The 21,469-nt window shown below is 61.7% G+C and carries 20 protein-coding genes and 1 riboswitch; of the genes, 8 read left to right on the top strand and 12 right to left on the bottom strand.

What is annotated here, in order from left to right; all coding sequences use genetic code 11:
- Positions 1-43 precede the first annotated feature (43 nt).
- Positions 44-307: riboswitch (cobalamin riboswitch) on the bottom strand.
- A gap of 99 nt (positions 308-406) precedes the next feature.
- The gene (locus AC07SI_RS18425) at positions 407-1,720 is read left to right on the top strand and encodes a PQQ-dependent sugar dehydrogenase (protein WP_495006228.1); all 1,314 of its coding nucleotides are present in this window, start codon (positions 407-409) and stop codon (positions 1,718-1,720) included.
- A 43-nt stretch (positions 1,721-1,763) separates the two neighbouring features.
- Here AC07SI_RS18425 and AC07SI_RS18430 read toward each other — a convergent pair whose 3' ends face one another.
- The 5 genes from AC07SI_RS18430 to AC07SI_RS18450 all read right to left on the bottom strand — a co-directional run bounded on the left by AC07SI_RS18430 (position 1,764) and on the right by AC07SI_RS18450 (position 6,356).
- Positions 1,764-2,303 (bottom strand): C40 family peptidase, encoded by a 540-nt coding sequence (locus tag AC07SI_RS18430; protein ID WP_025855819.1) that lies wholly within the window; start codon positions 2,301-2,303, stop codon positions 1,764-1,766.
- Positions 2,304-2,447: 144 nt separating this feature from the next.
- Positions 2,448-3,077, bottom strand: a complete 630-nt coding sequence (locus AC07SI_RS18435; RefSeq protein ID WP_065909715.1) for a C40 family peptidase — start codon at positions 3,075-3,077, stop codon at positions 2,448-2,450.
- A 213-nt stretch (positions 3,078-3,290) separates the two neighbouring features.
- A complete protein-coding gene (gene hda, locus AC07SI_RS18440; RefSeq protein ID WP_058422138.1) occupies positions 3,291-3,995 on the bottom strand; it encodes a DnaA regulatory inactivator Hda in 705 nt (234 codons plus the stop codon).
- Between the two features lie 203 nt (positions 3,996-4,198).
- Positions 4,199-5,272 carry an AI-2E family transporter gene (locus AC07SI_RS18445; protein WP_065909713.1) on the bottom strand — a complete coding sequence of 358 codons (1,074 nt, stop codon included), beginning with the start codon at positions 5,270-5,272 and terminating at the stop codon, positions 4,199-4,201.
- Positions 5,273-5,315: 43 nt separating this feature from the next.
- A complete protein-coding gene (locus AC07SI_RS18450; RefSeq protein WP_495006229.1) occupies positions 5,316-6,356 on the bottom strand; it encodes a DUF2066 domain-containing protein in 1,041 nt (346 codons plus the stop codon).
- Between the two features lie 356 nt (positions 6,357-6,712).
- Between AC07SI_RS18450 and purM the strand changes: the two genes are divergently transcribed.
- The 4 genes from purM to AC07SI_RS18470 all read left to right on the top strand — a co-directional run bounded on the left by purM (position 6,713) and on the right by AC07SI_RS18470 (position 9,639).
- Positions 6,713-7,771 (top strand): phosphoribosylformylglycinamidine cyclo-ligase, encoded by a 1,059-nt coding sequence (gene purM / locus AC07SI_RS18455; protein ID WP_005790182.1) that lies wholly within the window; start codon positions 6,713-6,715, stop codon positions 7,769-7,771.
- Positions 7,771-8,421, top strand: coding sequence for a phosphoribosylglycinamide formyltransferase (gene purN, locus AC07SI_RS18460; RefSeq protein ID WP_120449379.1), 651 nt, complete (start codon positions 7,771-7,773; stop codon positions 8,419-8,421). The genes purM and purN overlap by 1 nt, the downstream gene beginning before the upstream one ends.
- 8 nt (positions 8,422-8,429) lie before the next feature.
- On the top strand, positions 8,430-9,143 hold the full coding sequence (locus AC07SI_RS18465) for a DUF3108 domain-containing protein (RefSeq protein WP_065909705.1): 714 nt from the start codon (positions 8,430-8,432) through the stop codon (positions 9,141-9,143).
- Positions 9,144-9,450: 307 nt separating this feature from the next.
- The gene (locus AC07SI_RS18470; protein WP_495006230.1) at positions 9,451-9,639 is read left to right on the top strand and encodes a hypothetical protein; all 189 of its coding nucleotides are present in this window, start codon (positions 9,451-9,453) and stop codon (positions 9,637-9,639) included.
- Between the two features lie 513 nt (positions 9,640-10,152).
- Here the strand turns inward: AC07SI_RS18470 and AC07SI_RS18475 are convergent.
- From AC07SI_RS18475 to AC07SI_RS18505, 7 genes are all read right to left on the bottom strand, one after another.
- Entirely contained in the window at positions 10,153-10,698 is a 546-nt protein-coding gene (locus AC07SI_RS18475; RefSeq protein WP_010208656.1) for a DUF2058 domain-containing protein, read from the bottom strand.
- A 25-nt stretch (positions 10,699-10,723) separates the two neighbouring features.
- Positions 10,724-11,557 (bottom strand): nucleoside triphosphate pyrophosphohydrolase, encoded by an 834-nt coding sequence (gene mazG, locus AC07SI_RS18480; RefSeq protein ID WP_065909700.1) that lies wholly within the window; start codon positions 11,555-11,557, stop codon positions 10,724-10,726.
- 161 nt (positions 11,558-11,718) lie between these two features.
- Positions 11,719-13,962, bottom strand: coding sequence for a GTP diphosphokinase (relA, locus tag AC07SI_RS18485; RefSeq protein ID WP_065909697.1), 2,244 nt, complete (start codon positions 13,960-13,962; stop codon positions 11,719-11,721).
- A 122-nt stretch (positions 13,963-14,084) separates the two neighbouring features.
- Positions 14,085-15,437: a 23S rRNA (uracil(1939)-C(5))-methyltransferase RlmD gene (rlmD, locus tag AC07SI_RS18490; protein ID WP_495006231.1), complete on the bottom strand. Its 1,353-nt coding sequence runs from the start codon at positions 15,435-15,437 to the stop codon at positions 14,085-14,087.
- Positions 15,437-16,339, bottom strand: coding sequence for a cysteine synthase CysM (gene cysM, locus AC07SI_RS18495; RefSeq protein WP_065909693.1), 903 nt, complete (start codon positions 16,337-16,339; stop codon positions 15,437-15,439). Before cysM ends, rlmD begins: the two co-directional genes overlap by 1 nt.
- A gap of 174 nt (positions 16,340-16,513) precedes the next feature.
- Positions 16,514-17,119, bottom strand: a complete 606-nt coding sequence (locus tag AC07SI_RS18500; protein WP_495006232.1) for a tRNA-uridine aminocarboxypropyltransferase — start codon at positions 17,117-17,119, stop codon at positions 16,514-16,516.
- A 5-nt stretch (positions 17,120-17,124) separates the two neighbouring features.
- Positions 17,125-18,018 (bottom strand): LysR family transcriptional regulator, encoded by an 894-nt coding sequence (locus AC07SI_RS18505; protein ID WP_017134867.1) that lies wholly within the window; start codon positions 18,016-18,018, stop codon positions 17,125-17,127.
- Positions 18,019-18,538: 520 nt separating this feature from the next.
- Here AC07SI_RS18505 and speB point away from each other — a divergent pair.
- The 3 genes from speB to AC07SI_RS18520 are packed head-to-tail and all read left to right on the top strand — an operon-like array spanning position 18,539 to position 21,447.
- Entirely contained in the window at positions 18,539-19,489 is a 951-nt protein-coding gene (speB, locus tag AC07SI_RS18510) for an agmatinase (protein WP_065909690.1), read from the top strand.
- Entirely contained in the window at positions 19,489-19,911 is a 423-nt protein-coding gene (locus AC07SI_RS18515) for a YybH family protein (protein ID WP_120449387.1), read from the top strand. The genes speB and AC07SI_RS18515 overlap by 1 nt, the downstream gene beginning before the upstream one ends.
- A gap of 21 nt (positions 19,912-19,932) precedes the next feature.
- Positions 19,933-21,447, top strand: a complete 1,515-nt coding sequence (locus AC07SI_RS18520) for a purine-cytosine permease family protein (protein ID WP_106803007.1) — start codon at positions 19,933-19,935, stop codon at positions 21,445-21,447.
- Positions 21,448-21,469 lie beyond the last annotated feature (22 nt).

A 21,469-nucleotide genomic window follows, 5' to 3' on the forward strand; every position in this document is an offset into this window, starting at 1 on the left:
CAGGAAAAAGGATAAACAGACAGCCAAGCATCGCCCACCGTGATGCTGTTGGATGAACCAGGCCGGTCTCCGGACTCATGAGTGGCGCCCTGGCTCTTTATAAAGAGAGCACTCGGACAGGCCGACAGCGCGCCTTCCCATATCGCACGCGATACAGTGGCAGAAAGCACCGTCTTGACTCATTTACCGTTGCGGGGGCAGCGCCGGAATCGCGGCAGCACTGTGTACAAGTGCGCTCACTCACCGGCTTCCCTGTTTCACTCCGTCGACCCATGGGTCACAGAGCACCTGGAACAAGCCGCGAAGGTTAGTGGGTTGGGGGTGGAGCGTCAATTAAAGCTGGCCTTGCACTTGAACCATCCTACGACCGGCCTCCTCTACCCTTACAGGTATTAAGGAGAACACCATGCACAAAACCAGACTCGCCCTGCTTATCATGCTCGCCGGCACCCTCGCTGCCTGCGGGGAAAGCTCTACTTTGCAGGTCTCCGATGGCACCGGGCCGTCGCCCAAGTTGCCGGAGCCAAACAAGACCCTGATCCCGACCGTGAATATCGCCCCGGCGATTGGCTGGCCGGACGGCGCCAAGCCCACCGCCGCCGCCGGCACCCAGGTGGCGGCGTTCGCCGAAGGCCTGGACCATCCGCGCTGGCTGTATGTATTGCCCAATGGCGACGTGCTGGTGGCGGAAACCAACGCGCCACCCAAGCCGGATGACGCCAAGGGTATTCGTGGCTGGGTCATGGAGAAAGTCATGGGCCGCGCCGGCGCCGCTGTGCCGAGCCCGAACCGCATCACCTTGCTGCGTGACGCCGACCACGACGGCGTCGCCGAAACGCGCACGGTGTTCCTGGAAAACCTCAATTCGCCGTTCGGCATGACCCTGGTCGGTAACGATCTGTACGTGGCCGACTCGGACAAGCTGTTGCGCTTCCCCTACCAACCAGGTGAAACCGCGATCAAGGAGGCCGGCACCAAAGTCGTCGACCTGCCGGGCGGCAGCATCAATCACCACTGGACCAAGAACGTGGTGGCAAGCAAGGACGGCAGCAAACTGTATGTGAGCGTCGGGTCCAACAGCAATGTCGGTGAAAACGGCCTGGATGCGGAACAGGGCCGGGCGGCCATCTGGGAAGTCGATCGTGCCAGCGGCGAGCACCGCATCTTCGCCTCCGGCCTGCGCAACCCCAACGGCATGGCCTGGGAACCACAAAGCGGCAAGCTGTGGACGGCAGTGAACGAACGCGATGAAATCGGCAGCGACCTGGTGCCGGACTACATCACCTCAGTCAAGGACGGCGCGTTCTATGGCTGGCCCTTCAGCTACTACGGGCAGCATGTGGACGTGCGCGTCAGCCCGCAGAACCTGGACCTGGTCGCCAAGGCGATCGCGCCGGATTACGCAGTGGGCCCGCACACCGCCTCCCTGGGATTGACGTTTGCCGAGGGCAGCAAACTGCCAGCCCAGTTCAGCAACGGCGCATTCATCGGCCAGCATGGGTCGTGGAACCGCAAGCCGCACAGTGGCTACAAGGTGATCTTCGTCCCGTTCGAGGCTGGCCAGCCGAAGGGGCAGCCCGTGGACGTGCTGACCGGTTTCCTCGACAAGGATGAGAAAGCCATGGGCCGGCCGGTGGGCGTGGTGATTGATCAGCAGGGGGATTTGCTGGTGGCAGATGATGTGGGGAACAAGGTGTGGCGGGTGTCGGCCGCTAAATGATGGGTAGGAGCCGGCTTGCCGGCTCCTACAGTGATACGGTCCGTCATGGGTTACGCGCCAGATTGCCTGGCAATACGCGCTTGGCACTCAGGTAGGCATTCTGCCAATACGCCTTGGACAAGGTATCCAGCTTCACCGTACCGCCAGTCTGTGGCGCGTGCACGAAACGGCCCTCACCCACATAGATCCCGGCGTGGCTGACCTGGGAGCCGCCACCGGTGGCGAAGAACAACAGGTCGCCGGTTTGCAGGTTCTGCTCGCTGACGTCCTGCGCGCGCATCACGATCAGCTCACGGGTGGTACGCGGCAAGGAAATACCGGCCGCATCGCGAAACACAAAGCCGATCAAGCCACTGCAGTCAAACCCTGAGTCCGGCGTGTTGCCGCCCCATCGATAAGGCGTGCCAACCAGGCCCAAGGCACGGAAGAGCACATCTTCGGCAGCAGGCGAAAAATTCTGTGTGGAGTAGTTGAACACCGGCTTGGGTTTCACCGCTACGGGAGCGGGCGGCGGTGGACGGCTGGCGCAGGCGCTGAGCAGCGCGGCGCAAACAATGAGAATCAGGCGGGCCGAGGTCGACATGTGCAGAACAATCCTGGTCTGGATGCGGCTTTCGCTGCCGAACGCTGAAAACCAGAACGCGCAAGCAAAGCTCGCGCGAACGGATTTCAACAATATCCAGGGATTCTAGCGCTTACACGTCAAACTTCAAGTATCACTTTAAGTTTACTTGCTAGCGGTAACTGTCGTCGGGGCCATGGCGAGTGCGCGCTTGGCTTCGATGAAGGTTTTGCTCCAGTAGCTGTCACCCAGATTATCGACTCGAACACCGCCACTGCGACGGCTGCTGGAGTGGATAAACTGGTTATCGCCCAGGTAGATACCGGCATGGCTGACGCGACCACGACCCGCTGTACTGAAGAAAAGCAGATCACCGGGCTTGAGGTTGTTGCGTGCGACCAACGGTGCATTCACGTTGATCATTTCGCGCGTGGAGCGTGGCAGGTTCATGCCCGCTTCTTCACGAAACAGATAACCGATGAAGCCGCTGCAGTCGAAACCGGCTTCAGAAGTACCGCCGAAACGGTAACGGGTACCGATCAGGGACATGCCGCGTTCGAGGATACTGTCGGCGAGGACTGGAAGCTGGTAAGGCTTGTTGCCGGCGAAGTCGGCCAGTTCCTTTTCAGTTGCCACTTCTTCCTCATAAACAGTGGAAGACTGTGCAGCAACGAATTTTGCCTGATTTTGAACCTGTGGTTTTTGCTGTTCTGCCACCTGTTGAGGGTGGGAGGCGCAACCAAACAACAGGGTAACGAGTGCGAGAGGCACGAGGGGTGCGAAGCGATTTAGCATGGGCACGACCGTGGCTGATATGTAAGGAAGTCGAGACTATGCCTTCTATCACATCGATTTGCAAATTCAATCGTGATCTATGTGACTTCTTGTTTGGACTATGACATCTAAGCCCTTAACACCCCTTACCCGCCTTTCGCGTGGCCAAAACGGCCCAAACGCGGGTTTTCTGACGCCTGGAAATTGCCGAAAGTCCTGAAAACAAAGGGCCGGCTACCAGCCAAGGGTTTCCTTGAGGAAGGGAATGGTCAGCTTGCGCTGGGCTTGCAAAGAGGCCTGGTCGAGCTGTTCGAGCAAATCGAACAACGCGCTCATGCTGCGCGTACCGCGAGTCAGAATGAAGTGTCCGACCTCGTCGGTCAGGTGCAGGCCGCGACGGGATGCGCGCAACTGCAGGGCACGCAATTTGTCTTCGTCGGACAGGGGGCGCATCTGGAAGATCAACGCCAGGGTCAGGCGCGATTTGAGGTCTGCCAGCTTCACCGGCAATTCACGCGGCGACGTGGAGGCGGCGATCAGCAGGCGCCGGCCACTGTCGCGCAGGCGGTTGAACAGATGAAACAGCGCCTCTTCCCACTCCGCCTTGCCGGCAATCGCCTGCAAGTCGTCCAGGCACACCAGCTCGTATTGCTCGAGGTGATCGAAGATGCCGATACCGCGGTCCATCAACTCCGCCAATGGCAGGTACACCGCCGGCTCGCCCATCTGCTCGAAACGCAGGCACGCGGCCTGCAACAGGTGGGTACGCCCTACGCCGTGCTTGCCCCACAGATAGATCAGGCTTTCGGTCCACCCGGCGTCGGCTTCGCAGAGCCGCTCGACATAGCCGAGTGCAGCGGCATTGGCGCCTGGGTAGTAGTTGATAAAGGTGGCGTCATCACGCAGACGCACACCCAAGGGCAGCTGAATCGGTTTCATGCTGACTGAACGGCTCCAAACGAACCGTTAGTGGCCTCTGTGTAAAGTTTGCAAAGTTTATACCCGTGACGCCGGGCGCACAATGCAGCAGACCACAAGCAAAATCAAAGGTTTGCGTTAACTTGGCGGTTTTTCGCAGATTGTTTGACGCCCCGCCCCCAGAAACAACAAACCCGGCTCAGGCCGGGTTTGTGATGAAACGGTTACAGGTCCGGATCTTCGACCCCGGTATACGCATCCGAATCCTTGTACAGATCGTGCACATGGCGCACCAGCACCATGATCACCGCCGCCACCGGCAGCGCCAGCAGGATGCCGGTAAAACCGAACAGCTCACCGCCCGCCAGGATCGCAAAGATCACCGCCACCGGGTGCAGGCCGATCCGGTCGCCCACCAGCAACGGCGTGAGCACCATGCCTTCCAGGGCCTGGCCAACCATGAACACCGCGACAATGCCCAGCATCGGGTACAGGTCGCCGCCAAACTGGAACAACCCGGCAACCAGCGCCGCGCCGATCCCGATCACAAAACCCATGTACGGCACGATAGCCGCCAGGCCGGCGATCAGGCCGATCAACAGGCCCAGCTCCAGGCCGATCGCCATCAAGCCTGCCGCGTAGATGATCCCCAGGGCCAGCATCACCAGCAACTGTCCCCGCACGAAGGCGCCCAGCACCTCATGGCATTCGCCAGCCAGGGCCACGATGCGCTCTTCGCGGTTGCGTGGCAGCAGGCTGCGGATCTTGGCCATCATGATGTCCCAGTCGCGCAGCAGGTAGAACGCCACCACCGGGATCAACACCAGGTTGGTCAGCCAGCCGATCAGCGCCAGGCTGGATGCGGTGGCCTGACTGAGCACCACCCCGACAATGTCGGTGGTCTGGCCCATGTGCTCGCTGATCGCAGCCTTGACCTTGTCGAACTTCCAGAAGCCATCCGCCAACCCCAGCTTGGTCTGCACCCACGGCATGGCCGTGTGTTGCAACCAGTCGAGCATTTGCGGCGCCAACTCGTACAAGCGAAACAGTTGCTTGGCCAGCATCGGCACCAGCACCAGCACCAATGCAGTGATGATCAACGTGAACAGGGCAAACACCGTCACCACGCCCAGGGTCCGCGACAGTCCGGCTTTTTCCAGGCGATCCACCACGGGATCGAACAGATAGGCGAGCAACAACGCCACCAGGAACGGCGTCAGGATCGAATGCAGCAAGAATACAAAAGCGCACAGCAGGACAAGTCCGCCAAGCCACACCCAACGACGCGTATCCGCCATAAACCACTCCATCTGTCTTTGCTTCTATATAAAGGAAGAACGTTTACCAGCGAAAACGCAGCTGCGCCTGCGGCTCAGGAGCGGGCGCCGGCTGGGTGCCATCCCCCACTGACGGCTGGACAGGCGCCTCGCCGGCCGGCACCTCCTGCAACTTGGCCAGGCTCAACTGGGTACGCAACTGGTCGGCGCTGCCGTTGACGCGATACACAATGCGATTGCCATCCACCCGCAGCGGATGGCCACCAAACGGCTCGAGCAGATGACCCAGGGCCGCGTAGCGCTCCAGGTTCATGCCCTGCACTTCCAGCAATTGTTCGGCGCTCGCACCGGGCTTGACCGCAAAACGCGGCGCCAGCTTCTGGCTGACGGCCAACATCACCGCATCGGCCACGGCGGCGGTGTCGGCGCCTTGCGCGGTGCCCTGATCGCTCTTGTCGCCCAGCCACAGGCGCCATTTGGCCTGCCATTGGTTGCCTTCCTGGCGCGCGTGCACGGCGAGCAAGGCATCGGCGCCGTAGCGTTCGGAAGCGGCGCGCAATGGCGTGGCATCGGCGCTTTCAAGGTTCGGCGCGGTGGCAACGACCTGCTCATCCAGATCGCCCAGCGGCAGGCGCAACGGCAAGCCACGGTGTTGTGCCGCACGGCGCAGCGCCTGGGCGACGGTCTGACCATCGCCCACCAGGCTGCTGCCTTCGGTGGAGTCGTTCAGCCACCAACCGAGGATCGACGGCCGGTTGCTGCCCCAGATCGACAAGCCGGCGTCACGCAGGGCGCGATCGGTGCTGACTGGATCGAAATCGACTTGCAGGCTTTCCGGCGGGCCGGCGTCGTAGCCGTATTGACTGATGATTTGCTGCGGATCCTTGCGCACCGCCGCCAGGCCCGGGCCATCGGCGGCCTTGGCATCGCCGGTGAGGCGGATCACCAGCGTCTGCACGGCGCGCTGGGTGGCCTGGTCGCGCTCCTGCGGGGACTGACTGCTGACCGGTTCAAGTACTTGATAAAGACCATTGAGGGTTTCGGCATGACTCGCCAGGCTGACCCAAGACAGGCAGCCCACAAAAAAGAATTTACACAGACGCATGGAAGATTCCCGAACGACAAATTTAGCGGCTGGAACAGACCGCGTGAACTCGGCTTGGCAAGGCTGTGACCACAGCGACCGGTAAAACATTCACAGGGTCTCGGTAAGTTTTCGTACTGTCATAACGATAGCGGATTAAAGGCTATACCTTAATACGCAGCATGGCAGACCCGATTAGCATTTTTTTAACCGGCTTTTTTCAGATATGCAGCCCTGCCCGTCGGCCCGAGGATGGCCGCTGCCCCTCAAGCCTGATAAAATCGCGCGCCTTCGCAGACCGTCAACGGCTGGGCCGCTGTTCAAAAGCCCCTGCCCGCTCGGTCGTTACCCAGAAATCCCCCCTAAAGGCCTGGATCATGAGCAAGCAACCCTCCCTGAGCTACAAGGACGCCGGTGTAGACATCGACGCCGGTGAAGCATTGGTCGAACGCATCAAGAGCGTCGCCAAGCGCACTGCGCGCCCCGAAGTCATGGGCGGCCTGGGCGGTTTTGGCGCCCTCTGCGAAATCCCGGCCGGCTACAAGCAGCCTGTGCTGGTTTCCGGCACCGACGGCGTGGGCACCAAGCTGCGCCTGGCGCTGAACCTGAACAAGCACGACAGCATCGGCATCGACCTGGTGGCCATGTGCGTCAACGACCTGGTGGTGTGCGGCGCCGAGCCGTTGTTCTTCCTGGACTACTACGCCACCGGCAAGCTCAACGTCGAGACCGCCACCCAGGTAGTCACCGGCATCGGCGCCGGCTGCGAACTGTCGGGTTGCTCTCTGGTCGGCGGCGAAACCGCTGAAATGCCAGGCATGTACGAAGGCGAAGACTACGACCTGGCCGGCTTCTGCGTCGGCGTCGTGGAAAAAGCCGAGATCATCGACGGCTCCAAAGTCGCCGCGGGTGACGCCCTGCTCGCCCTGCCTTCTTCCGGCCCGCACTCCAACGGCTACTCGCTGATCCGCAAGATCATCGAAGTGTCCGGCGCCGATATCGAGAACATCCAGCTCGACGGCAAGCCACTGACCGACCTGCTGATGGCCCCGACGCGCATCTACGTCAAGCCACTGCTCAAGCTGATCAAGGACACTGGCGCGGTCAAGGCCATGGCCCACATCACCGGCGGCGGCCTGCTGGACAACATCCCGCGCGTGCTGCCAAAAGGTGCCCAGGCAATCGTCGACGTGGCCAGCTGGCAGCGTCCTGCAGTGTTCGACTGGCTGCAAGAGAAAGGCAACGTCAACGAAACCGAAATGCACCGCGTGCTGAACTGCGGCGTGGGCATGGTCATCTGCGTGGCACAAGAGCACGTGGAAACCGCGCTGAATGTACTGCGTGAAGCCGGCGAGCAGCCATGGGTCATCGGCCAGATCGCCACTGCCCCGGAAGGCGCAGCCCAGGTTGAACTGAAGAACCTCAAGGCGCATTGATGTCCCAGACCTGTGATGTCGTGGTGCTGCTTTCCGGCACCGGCAGTAACTTGCAGGCCCTGATCGACAGCACGCGCACCGGCGACAGCCCGGTGCGCATCGCTGCGGTGATCTCCAACCGCAGCGACGCCTACGGCCTGCAACGCGCCAGGGACGCGGGCATCGAAACCCGCTCCCTGGATCACAAGGCTTTCGAAGGCCGCGAGGCCTTCGACAGTGCCCTGGTCGACCTGATCGACGCTTTCAACCCCAACCTTGTGGTACTCGCCGGCTTCATGCGCATCCTCAGCGCGGATTTTGTGCGGCACTACGAAGGGCGCCTGCTCAATATCCACCCTTCCCTGCTCCCCAAGTACAAAGGCATGCACACGCACCAGCGCGCACTCGACGCCGGTGACAGCGAGCATGGCTGCAGTGTGCACTTCGTCACCGAGGAACTCGATGGCGGGCCTCTGGTCGTACAGGCAGTGGTTCCGGTAGAGTCTGACGACTCGGCGCAGACGCTTGCGCAACGGGTTCACACCCAGGAACACAGGATTTATCCGCTGGCGGTTCGCTGGTTTGCCGAGGGGCGGTTGATTCTTGGCGACCAGGGTGCATTATTGGACGGTCAGTTACTTGCGGCCAGCGGCCACTTGATTCGAACCTAGGAGATTTTATGCGTCGCGCCTTGCTCTTCGCTTTTGCGCTGTTCGCCTTGCCTGCCGTGCAAGCAGCAGACCTTCACCCTTTCTCCGCGAGCTACACCGCCGACTGGAAACAGTTGCCCATGAGTGGATCGGCTGAGCGCAGCCTGACCAAGAACGGCGACGGCACCTGGACCTTGAATTTCAAGGCTTCCATGATGATCGCCAGCCTGACCGAAACCAGCGTGATCCAGTTTGACAAGGATGCCCTGCAACCGAAGAGCTACACCTTCGAGCGCGGCGGCCTGGGCAAGGCCAAGAAGATCAACCTGGACTTCGACCAGGCGGCCAAGAAAGTCACCGGTTTCGAGAACAAGGACCCGGTCAATGTGCCCTTGCAAAGCGGCATGCTCGACAAGTCCACCTACCAGTTGGCGCTGCAGCGCGACGTGGCAGCGGGCAAGAAGAGCATGAGCTACAACGTGGTGGAAGGCACTGACGTCGACACCTACGACTTCCGCGTGATCGGCCCGGAAAAGGTCCAGACCAAGGTCGGCTCCATCGACGCGATCAAGGTCGAGCGCGTGCGTGACCCGACTCAGAGCAAGCGCATCACCCAGATGTGGTTTGCCAAGGACCAGGGCGGCATCCTCGTTGCCCTGCGCCAGGTCGAGACCGACGGCAAGGAATACAACATCATGCTGCAGGACGGTACCGTGGACGGCAAGGCTGTCAAAGGTAGCTGATCGGTAGATGGAATAAAGAGCCTCGCGAATGCGGGGCTTTTTTTCGCCTTGGATGTGTGGCGGCTTGTAGAACGCCATCGCCGACAGGCCCAATACAGGGCTAAAAAGACTTACTCGAACATGAAACTTTTGTCATATAACTCAGCACCCTGCGGCGCAATGTCGCGGTTTTCGCGGCCTGCAGCACTGTTGCGTTTTGCGCAATGATTTGTTGCGTGCAAAATCGGTTTACTTAGCAAGCTAACAAAACATATAACAAAGGCCTGCGACGACTTGCCGCAGATCCACCAGAGATTGGAGCAAGCAGATGACTGTAAAAGTAACTGAACGCGACGACGAACATATGTCCCACGAAGCACTGGGCCATGGGATTCACATCTGGGATGTACACCAACAAGATATGTTGGTCGGCATGTTTCACAATGAGAGCGACGCTCATAATTATAAAAACGAGCTTGAAGCCCTTGAAATGAGAAACCAGGCGCAAGGCTCCTGAGACGCTGAAATCCTGTAGGCATCCCAGCCCCACGCAGCTGGGGTGCCGATAAACAAAAACCCCGCCTTTTGAGCGGGGTTTGTGTTTTGTTGGCTTGGTTTTTTTTGGGGGCGCTTCGCACCCCAACGCAGGGCAAGCCTGCTCGCCACAACACACCTGTCACTCTGACGAGCCTGCTTGCCACGACACTCCTGTCATCCTCACAAGCCTGCTTGCCACGACACACCTGTCATCCTCACAAGCCTGCTTGCCACGACACGCCAGCCATCCTCAAAAGCCTGCTTGCCACGACACACCTGTCACCCTGACAAGTCTGCTTGCCACGACACACCTGCCATCCTCACAAGCCTGCTTGCCACGACACGCCTGTCACCCTGACAAGTCTGCTTGCCACGACACACCTGCCATCCACACAAGCCTGCTTGCCACGACACACCTGCCATTCTCACAAGCCTGTGTGCCACGGCGACGCTGCAGCTCCTCACAATCGGGTCATTGCAATGCTTTGACGCCTTACCACATCAGATCGTCAGGGATCTGGTACGCGGCGTACGGATCATCCTCGTCCGGCACCTGGCTTTCGGTGAGGATGTTGAGCTGCACGATACGTTCCGGGGCGCGTTCCTGGATCTTCAGGGCGGCCTCGCGCGGGATCACCTCGTAGCCACCGCCGTGGTGCACGATGGCCAGGGAGCCGTTGCTCAGCTTGTTGCGCATCAATGTGTTGACCGACAGGCGCTTGACCTTCTTGTCATCCACGAAGTTGTAGTAGTCCTCGGTGGTCAGCTTGGGCAGGCGCGAGGTCTCGATCAGTTGCTTGACCTGGGCCGTGCGGGCCTTGGCCTCGGCTTTTTCCTGCTGCTGGCGATTCAACTCCTGGTCGCGCTTGACCTTCTCGGCCTGCGCCTCGGCAGCCAGGCGAGCCTGGGTATCATCGGCCTCGATCTGGCCCTTGTGGACCAGGCGCTGCTGTTTCTGTTTCTCTTTGCCGACCTGCTTGGCCTGCTTTTGGTTGACCAGACCTGCTTTGAGCAACTGGTCGCGAAGGGAAAGGCTCATGGTGCTTACTCACTTAGGCAACTGCTCAACCGCAGCTGGACACATTCTTTTCCTGACGTTTGGCTTCGCCCCACAGGGCGTCCAACTCTTCGAGGGTGCAATCTTCTATGGGTTGGTGCGTGTCGCGCAATGCCTGTTCGATAAATCGGAAACGGCGTTCGAACTTGGCGTTGGCGCCACGCAGCGCGGTTTCGGGGTCGACCTTGAGATGACGGGCCAGGTTGACTGCCGCAAACAGCAGGTCACCGACCTCGTCGGCGATGGCCACCGGGTCGTTATCGGCCATGGCTTCGAGCACTTCATCCAGCTCTTCGCGCACGTTGTCGACCACCGGCAAGGCCGATGGCCAATCGAACCCGACCTGGCTGGCGCGCTTCTGCAATTTGGCGGCACGCGACAACGATGGCAACGCGGTCGGCACATCGTCCAGCAGCGAGAGCTGCTCCGGTGCGTCGGATTTTTCCGCGCGCTCCTCGGCCTTGATCTGCTCCCAGCGCGCCTTGACCTGCTCCTCGCTTAACTGCGGAATATCCAGCGGCGCGTACAAATCACCGGTCGGGAACACATGCGGATGGCGACGGATCAACTTGCGGGTGATGCTGTCGATCACCCCGGCAAATTCGAAGCGCCCTTCTTCGCGCGCCAGCTGGCTGTAATACACCACCTGGAACAACAGGTCGCCCAGCTCGCCCTGCAGGTGATCGAAATCCCCGCGCTCGATGGCGTCGGCGACTTCGTAGGCTTCTTCCAGGGTGTGCGGGACGATGGTCGCGTAGGTTTGCTTGAGGTCCCACGGGCAGCCGTATTGCGGGTCCCGCAGGCGCTTCATGAGGTGCAGCAGGTCTTCAAGTGAATACATCAGTCAATCTCTGCCCATTGTCTGGAACCGCTGAAAATCTACTGTGGGAGCTGGCTTGCCTGCGATGGCCTCCACTCGGTCTGTCAGACAGACCGAGTCGCCTGCATCGCGGGCAAGCCCGGCTCCCACAGAAAGCAGCCCTCCCACATTTTCAGACCGCATTACGGGGTGCGATTACGCCGGGTTTCAATGATGTTCGGCAACTGGGAAATCCGCCCCAGCAACCGCCCCAGCGCATCCAGTCCCGGGATCTCGATGGTCAGGGACATCAACGCGGTGTTGTCCTCTTTATTCGAGCGGGTGTTGACCGCCAATACGTTGATCCGCTCGTTGAGCAGCACTTGCGAGACGTCACGCAGCAGGCCGGACCGATCGTAGGCGCGGATGACGATGTCCACCGGGTAGGTGAGCACCGGCACCGGGCCCCAGCTGACCTGGATGATCCGCTCCGGCTCGCGCCCGCCCAACTGCAGCACCGAGGCGCAGTCCTGACGGTGAATGCTCACGCCACGGCCCTGGGTGATGTAGCCGACAATGGCATCGCCCGGCAGAGGCTGGCAGCAGCCGGCCATCTGGGTCAGCAGGTTGCCCACGCCCTGGATCTGGATATCGCCGCGCTTGCCCGGCTTGTAGCCCGTGGCCTTGCGCGGGATCAGCTCCAACTGCTCGTTGCCGCGTTCCGGCTCGACAAGTTGCTGGGCCAGGTTGACCAGCTGCGCCAGGCGCAGGTCGCCGGCACCGAGGGCGGCGAACATGTCTTCGGCGATCTTCATGTTGGCTTTTTCGGCCAACTTGTCGAAGTCCACCTGCGGCAGGCCCAGGCGCGCCAGTTCGCGTTCGAGCAGGGTCTTGCCGGCGGCGACGTTCTGGTCGCGCGCCTGCAGCTTGAACCAGTGGACAATCTTCGCCCGCGCCCGCGACGTGGTGATGTAGCCCAGGTTCGGGTTCAACCAGTCGCGGCTCGGCGTGCCATGCTTGCTGGTGATGATCTCGACCTGTTCGCCGGTCTGCAGGCTGTAGTTGAGCGGCACGATACGCCCGTTGATCTTGGCGCCACGGCAGTTGTGGCCGATCTCGGTGTGTACGCGGTACGCAAAGTCCAGCGGCGTGGCGCCCTTGGGCAGGTCGATGGCGTGGCCGTCGGGGGTAAAGATGTAGACCCGGTCCGGCTCGATATCCACCCGCAGCTGTTCCGCCAGGCCACCGATGTCGCCAAGCTCTTCATGCCATTCCAGCACCTGGCGCAGCCAGGAGATTTTCTCTTCGTACTGGTTGGACCCGGCCTTGACATCAGTGCCCTTGTAGCGCCAGTGCGCGCACACCCCCAGCTCCGCCTCTTCGTGCATGGCGTGGGTGCGGATCTGCACTTCCAGCACCTTGCCCTCGGGGCCGATCACCGCCGTGTGCAGCGAGCGATAGCCGTTTTCCTTGGGGTTGGCGATGTAGTCGTCGAATTCCTTGGGAATGTGCCGCCACAGGGTGTGGACGATGCCGAGCGCGGTGTAGCAATCGCGCATTTCCGGCACCAGCACGCGCACCGCACGCACGTCGTAGATCTGGCTGAAGGCCAGGCCCTTGCGCTGCATTTTGCGCCAGATGGAATAGATGTGTTTGGCGCGGCCGCTGATGTCGGCATCCACACCGGTGGCCTGCAGCTCGGAACGCAGCTGGCCCATCACGTCGGTGATGAAGCGCTCACGGTCGAGGCGCCGCTCGTGCAGCAGGGTGGCGATCTGTTTGTATTGATCGGGTTCGAGGTAGCGGAAGGACAGGTCCTCCAGCTCCCACTTGATATGGCCGATGCCCAGGCGGTGCGCCAGTGGCGCGTAGATGTCGAACACCTCGCGGGCCACGCGGTTGCGCTTTTCGTCGTCAGCGGTCTTTACCGCACGGATCGCGCAGGTGCGTTCGGCCAGCTTGATCAGGGCGACGCGCACGTCGTCGACCATCGCCACCAGCATCTTGCGCAGGTTTTCGACCTGGCCCTGGGTGCCCAGCACCATCGACTGGCGCGGGCTCAGGCTGGCACTGATGGCAGCCATGCGCAGCACGCCGTCGATCAGTTTGGCCACCACCGCGCCGAAGCGCTGGCTGACCGTCGGCAACGGAATGTGCCCTTCACGCACGCCGCGATAGAGCACGGCGGCGATCAGCGAATCCTGGTCCAGCTTGAGATCGGCGAGGATCTCGGCGATTTCCAACCCGGTGCGAAAGCTTGAAGTGCCTTCGGCCCACAGGTTCTTGGCCGCATTGTCTTGCTGTTCAGACTCACGAGCGAACTCGCAGGCTGCTTTCAAGGCTTCACGGTCCAGTGCCGGGTCGACACTGATGGCATGATCCAGCCATGCCTCGAGATTGATACTGCCGTCGGTGTTGATCGGCTGGTGTGCTCTCACCTGTACCATCTTGCTTACCTTCCCTACGACGCACCTTCGGTGCGCCAATATCATCGCCGACCTTTTACTGCAGACTCCCTGGCAGATCACAGGCCTTGGAGAATGCAGGCCAGTCGGATTAAACGGGCATCCTAGCCCGCTTCAAATAACGCCATGGCCTCGACATGCGCTGTTTGCGGAAACATGTCGAGGATCCCGGCACGTTTTAGCCGGTAGCCTTGCTTGACCAACTCAACCGTGTCCCGCGCCAGCGTGGCCGGGTTGCAGGACACATACACCAGGCGCTTGGCCCCAAGGGTGGCGAGCTTGCGCACAACCTCCAGGGCACCGTCACGGGGTGGGTCCAAGAGTACCGCAGAAAAGCCCTGTTTGGCCCATTCCGCGTCAGTCAAAGGCTGGGACAAATCGGCCTGAAAAAACTGCACATTATGCAAATTGTTGCTGACGGCGTTGAGTGCCGCGCGGTCCACCATGGTCTGCACGCCTTCCACCGCCACCACTTCACGCACCTGGCGCGCCAGTGGCAGGGCGAAGTTGCCCAGGCCGCAAAACAGATCCAGCACCCGCTCGTCGGGTTGTGGCGCCAGCCATTCCAGGGCCTGGGCGACCATCGCCTCGTTGACGCCGGCGTTGACCTGGACAAAATCCCCTGGCCGGTACGCCAGCTCCAAGTCCCATGCGTCGAGTCGAAAACCTAGTGGCAGATCAGCCTCGACGGGTTCCGGCTGGCCCTCGCCATGCAGCCACAATTGGGCTTCATGGAACGCGCAGAATTCTTTCAGGATCAGCAGATCCGCATCCGACAACGGCGCCATATGCCGCAGCAGCACGGCGACGGACGAGCCACTGAACAGCTCCACATGGCCCAGCGCCTGCGGCTTGCTCAGGCGGCGCAGCATGTTGGGCAGGCGCTGCATGATCGGTTGCAAGGCCTGTACCAGCACCGGGCAATCATCGATGGCAATGATGTCCTGGCTGGCCACGGCGCGAAAACCCACTTCGAGTTTTTTCGCCTTGGCATCCCAGCGCACAGCCACGCGGGCGCGGCGCCGGTAGCCGAATTCCGGCCCGCTCAACGGGGCTGCCCACTCCAGCGGTTCGACCGCCGCCACGCGGGACAGCTGCTCGGCGAGCATGCGCTGTTTCAGGGCAAGTTGTTCGTCATGGGGCAAGTGCTGCACGCTGCAGCCGCCGCAGCGGCCAAAGTGCGCGCATGGCGCCGGGCGGCGCAGTTCGCTGGCCTTGAAGACCCTTTCGGTGCGCGCCTCGACCACTTTGCCATGGGCGCCCAACACCCGCGCTTCAACCTCTTCGCCGGCGAGCGCGCCGTTGACGAACCAGGTGCGACCTTCAAAGAACACGATGCCACGGCCATCGTTGGCCAGGCGCTCGATGGTCAGGCGCTGTTTCTTGCCCACGGGAATCTGTGGGGCCCGGCTGCCGCCCGTCGGTTGGAAGCGCAGGCCTCTCTCGTGCTTGGCCATCAGTTGGGCGCGTCGAAGATGCCGGTCGACAGGTAGCGGTCGCCTCGGTCACAGATGATCGCGACGATCACCGCGTTTTCCACTTCCCGGGACAGGCGCAACATGCCCGCCACCGCGCCACCGGAGGACACGCCGCAGAAGATGCCTTCTTCACGCGCCAGGCGGCGGGTGGTGTCTTCGGCTTCACGCTGGGCCATGTCGATGATGCGATCCACGCGCGTCGAGTTGTAGATCTTCGGCAGGTACTCTTCGGGCCAGCGGCGGATGCCGGGGATGGCCGAGCCTTCCATCGGTTGCAGGCCGATGATCTGGATGTCGGGGTTCTGCTCCTTGAGGTAGCGCGAATTGCCCATGATGGTGCCGGTGGTGCCCATCGAACTGACGAAATGGGTGATGGTGCCCTGGGTCTGGCGCCAGATTTCCGGACCGGTGGAGGTGTAGTGCGCCTCGGGGTTATCGCCGTTGGCAAACTGGTCCAGCACCAGGCCACGGCCTTCGGCGGCCATGCGCTCGGCGAGGTCACGCGCGCCTTCCATGCCTTCTTCCTGGGTGACCAGAATCAGCTCGGCGCCATAGGCGGTCATCGCTGCCTTGCGCTCCGCGCTGCCGTTGTCGGGCATGATCAGGACCATCTTGTAGCCCTTGATCGCAGCGGCCATGGCCAAGGCGATCCCGGTGTTGCCGGAAGTGGCTTCGATCAGGGTGTCGCCGGGCTGGATCTGCCCACGCAACTCGGCGCGGGTGATCATCGACAGCGCCGGGCGGTCTTTTACCGACCCGGCCGGGTTGTTGCCTTCGAGCTTGAGCAACAGGGTATTGCTGGTTTCACCCGCCATGCGTTGCAAGCGGACCAGGGGCGTGTTGCCGACGCAATCGGCGATTGTAGGGTACTGCAAGGTCATGGCGTATTCGCAATCCAGACTGCGGGGGCGAACATCATACCGGGAAAGGCTGGCGGGCCATATCACGCAAAGTGCGGTGCTTATGGCGTAAAGGAATAAGCACGCACTGTGTGGACGCGCGCCTACAGGAAATGTGCGGGCTTGCCGGCGATGGCCGCCCCCCCGGTCAATAGCCTACCCGCCCTGTCCGTCGCCATGATTCTTGCGAAACACCTCCTCCCCCATCGCCGCAATCTGCCCCTCGATCAACGCTTCAAAAGGTTTGAGCAACGGTTCGAAGGAAGTTGGCGCCTCCAGCACCTGTAACGCCTGCACGATCGCCTCGACCGTCGACAGCGCACCCGGCCCCGGCGCCTTGCGCAATCGGTAGCGGGAAACCGCGCCTTCGGCCAGCGTCACCCGTGGCAACGCCGCCAGCAACGGATTGAGGTGCAGCAGCTTGCGCGCCTTGCGCCACGTGCCGTCGGGAACTACCAGCAACAGCGGTTGATCCCCAGACGCGTAGGCGTGCAACGGCTGGGCATCGTCAGCCGGAAACAACAGCCGCGCCTGATAGCCGGGCGGGTTCAATAATGTCGACAGGTCGTCGAATACCTCACCCACGACCAACTGCGCGTTGTTCAACCCCAACGCCGCCAGTCGCGCAGTGTTCAGCGCATGGTTGACCTCACTCGGATGCTGCAGCAGCAACACCCGCGTGCGGCTGTCGAGGCTCGGGATCAGCGCGCACAGGCAGTGAGTGGCGGGCCTCAGGCAGCGGGGGCATTGGGGTCTGGACATGATTATCAGGCCTGGTTGAGCTGAGCTTTGAGCAGATCGCGGAAAGTCTGGATCAGCGGTTCACGGCTGCGACCGCGGCGCATGATCATCGAGAACGGCGCCTGGTAGCCGAAGGTGGCCGGCAACAGGACGCGCAGGTCGCCCTTGTCGGCCCAGGCCTGGGCGTAGTGCTCGGGCAGGTAGCCGATGTAGGCACCGGACAGCACCAGGATCAGTTGCGCCTCCATACTTTCCACGGTCGCCGCGCTGTGCTTGAAGCCATGGCGCGCCAGCTCGGCCTGGCTCCAGTAGCCGCGTCCGACCATGCGTTGCTGGGTGATCACCTGTTCGGGGATGCGTCGCTCGTTGAACAGCGGATGCCGGGTACTGCAATACAACCAGTGCTGCTCACGGTACAGCGGCATGTAGATCAGCCCGCTCATGCGGTTGGAAAAGGCGCCGATGGCCAGGTCCAGGCGGTTGTCCTGCACGCCGAGTTGCAGTTCGTACGGGCTCATCACCGACAGGTGCAGGTGCACCGCCGGGTGCTCGAGGCTGTAGGCGCCGATCACTTCGGCGAACGGCAAGGCCTTGTCGCTGACGGTGGAGTCGAGCACGCCCAGCTTGAGCGTACCGCGCAGCTCGCCCTTGAGCGCGGCGGCGTATTGCTCGAAGCCTTCCAGCTCGCCCAATAGACGCAAGGTTTCCTGATGAAACAACTCGCCCTTGCTGGTCAGGCTGAACCCGCCCCGGCCGCGATGGCACAGCACCAGGCCCAGTGCGCTTTCCAACTGGCTCATATAGGTCGAGATGGCCGAGGTGGACAGGTTGAGTTCGTGCTGCGCGTTGGCAAACCCCTGGTGGCGCACGACGCTGACAAAGATGCGCAGGAGTTTCAGGTCGGGCAAGGCGTTGGCCATCGGGTCTCCAGGTGTCTCGTGGCAAGCGGGCTAGTTTTGGTGCACAGGCTTGTTTGTGTTGCACAAGCCTGCTGGTTGCAGAGGCTTGTTGTGCTGCACAAGCCTGCTGGTTACAGAGGCTTGCTGTGTTGCACAAGCCTGCTGGTTACAGAAGCTTGCTGTGTTGCACAGGCTTGTTGTGGCGAGCAGGCTTGCCCTGCGTTGGGCCGCGCAGCGGCCCCGAAACCTGACGACTCATTACTTCTGGAAAACCGCAGTGTGTTCTGGGGGCTGCTTCGCACCCCAACGCAGGGCAAGCCTGCTCACCACAACAAGCCTGATCACCACAGAAAACCTGATCACCACAGAAAGCCTGCTCCACAGAACCCCCGCTCATCACAGAGAACCTGCTCATCACAGTCTACCTGCTGGCATTAGTTTAGAAAAATCTGAACTAAGTATTTGCCCCTGCCGATTCTTCCCGTCCCGGGCTTTTCGCAGAATCGGCCTCTAATAAACAAAACAACGATGAGGCAATCCCGTGGACAAGATTTTCCACCAACCACTGGGCGGCAACGAAATGCCGCGCTTCGCCGGCATCGCCACCATGATGCGTCTTCCCCACCTGCAAACGGCCAAGGGCCTGGATGCCGCCTTCGTTGGCGTGCCCCTGGACATCGGCACCTCGCTGCGCGCCGGCACCCGCTTCGGGCCGCGTGAAATTCGCGCCGAGTCCGTGATGATCCGCCCGTACAACATGGCCACCGGCGCCGCACCGTTCGACTCGCTGTCGGTGGCGGATATCGGTGATGTGGCGATCAACACCTTCAACCTGCTCGACGCCGTGCGCATCATCGAAGAAGCCTACGATGAGATCCTCGAGCACGACGTGATCCCGCTGACGCTGGGCGGCGACCACACCATCACCCTGCCGATCCTGCGGGCGATCCACAAGAAACACGGCAAGGTCGGGTTGGTGCATATCGACGCCCACGCCGACGTCAACGACCATATGTTCGGCGAGAAAATCGCCCACGGCACCACGTTCCGCCGCGCCGTGGAAGAAGGCCTGCTCGATTGCGACCGCGTGGTGCAGATCGGCCTGCGTGCCCAGGGCTACACCGCCGAAGACTTCAACTGGAGCCGCAAACAGGGCTTCCGTGTGGTCCAGGCCGAAGAATGCTGGCACCACTCTCTCGCGCCATTGATGGCCGAAGTGCGTGAGAAAGTCGGCGGCGGCCCGGTGTACCTGAGCTTCGATATCGATGGCATCGACCCGGCCTGGGCGCCCGGCACCGGCACCCCGGAAATCGGCGGGCTGACCACCATCCAGGCCATCGAGATCATCCGTGGCTGCCAGGGCCTCGACCTGATTGGTTGCGATCTGGTAGAAGTTTCGCCGCCCTACGACACCACCGGCAACACCTCGTTGCTGGGCGCCAACCTGCTGTACGAGATGCTCTGCGTACTGCCCGGCGTGGCGCACCGCTGATGAGCGCGCAAGCCGAGGTGCTGCGTGCCGCCGCCGATCTGGTGGCGGCCTTCGCGCGCAATGACCGCGAGGCCTATTTCGGCGCGTTCACCCACGATGCCAGCTTTGTGTTCTACACCCTCCCCCAGCCGCTGCTCAGTCGCGATGCCTACCAGGCGTTGTGGGACAGCTGGCGTCGGGACGAGGGATTCGAGGTGCTGTCCTGCACCTCAAGCAATGCCTTCGTCAGCCTGCAGGGTGACGTGGCGATATTTATTCATGACGTGGCCACCGAGTTGCGCATGAACGGGGAGCAATTTCATAGCCAGGAACGCGAGACCATTGTCTTCAAACGGCAAGGGTCTGGCGCAGAACAACAAGGCCTGTGGCTGGCCTGTCACGAACATTTGTCCGCTATGCCGGAAGGGCTGCCGCCCCATTAGCCAATGTGATCGGAGCAGATCATGAATAATAAAAACAACGAAAATAGTATTCGCAAAATAGAAACCAACGGGGTCGAACAGATCCCGGACCACGAGCGTACCGCCGGCCCCAAGGATCTGTTTCGACTGATCTTCGGCGGTGCCAATACCTTTGCCACCGCCGTGCTGGGTGCCTTTCCGGTGTTGTTCGGCTTGTCGTTCCAGGCCGGCGTCTGGGCGATCGTGCTGGGCGTGCTGGTGGGTGCGCTGATCCTGGCGCCGATGGGCCTGTTCGGGCCGATCAATGGCACCAACAACGCCGTGTCTTCCGGTGCGCACTTTGGTGTGCACGGGCGGATTGTCGGCTCGTTCCTGTCGCTGCTGACCGCAATTGCCTTCTTCTCACTGTCGGTGTGGAGTTCAGGCGATGCGCTGGTAGGCGGTGCGAAACGCCTGGTGGGCTTGCCTGAAACTGACCTGACCCTGGGCCTGGCCTACGGGCTGTTTGCGCTGCTCGTCCTCACCGTCTGCATCTACGGCTTTCGCTTCATGCTGTGGGTCAACCGCATCGCGGTGTGGGCGGCGAGCCTGTTGTTCCTGCTGGGGATCTTCGCCTTCGCGCCGGCCTTCGACAGCCACTTCGCCGGCACCGTCGCCATGGGCCAGGCCGGGTTCTGGGCGGCCTTCATCGGCGCCGCGCTGGTAGCCATGAGCAACCCGATTTCCTTCGGTGCATTCCTCGGCGACTGGTCGCGCTACATCCCGCGTGAGACGCCGAAAATGCGCATCATGCTGGCGGTGGTCCTCGCACAGATCGCCACGCTGATCCCGTTCCTGTTCGGCCTGGCCACCGCGACCATCGTGGCGGTCAAGGCACCGGACTACATAGCGGCCAACAACTACGTCGGCGGCCTGCTGGCGGTTGCGCCCAGCTGGTTCTTCCTGCCGGTGTGCCTGATCGCGGTGATCGGCGGCATGTCCACCGGCACCACCTCGCTGTATGGCACGGGACTGGACATGTCCAGCGTATTCCCGCGCCTGCTGTCGCGGGTCAAGGCCACGCTGCTGATCGGCGTGATGTCGATTGCCTTCATCTTTATCGGACGTTTCGCCGCCAACCTGGTGCAGAGCGTGTCGACCTTCGCCGTGCTGATCATCACCTGCACCACGCCCTGGATGGTGATGATGATCATCGGCCTGATCGTGCGTCGCGGCTTCTACTGCCCGGATGACCTGCAGGTCTTCACCCGCGGTGAAACCGGCGGCCGCTACTGGTTCAGCCATGGCTGGAACTGGCGCGGGCTGGGGGCCTGGATCCCGAGCGCGCTGGTCGGCCTGTGCTTCGTCAACCTGCCTGGGCAGTTTGTCGGGCCGCTGGGCAACCTGGCCGACGGGATTGATATCAGCCTGCCGGTGACGCTGGGACTGGCTTCGGTGGTGTACCTGACCTTGCTGCGTGTGTTCCCGGAACCAGCGGCCGTTTATGGCCCCAGGGAGCTGCTGCACAGCCCCACGGGAGCAAGCTCCCCCGCCACAAAAAGCGCCTCAATAGCCTAAAAAAATAATCGGAGAACCGCCG

This window comes from Pseudomonas sp. GW821-FHT05D12, assembly GCF_059419825.1.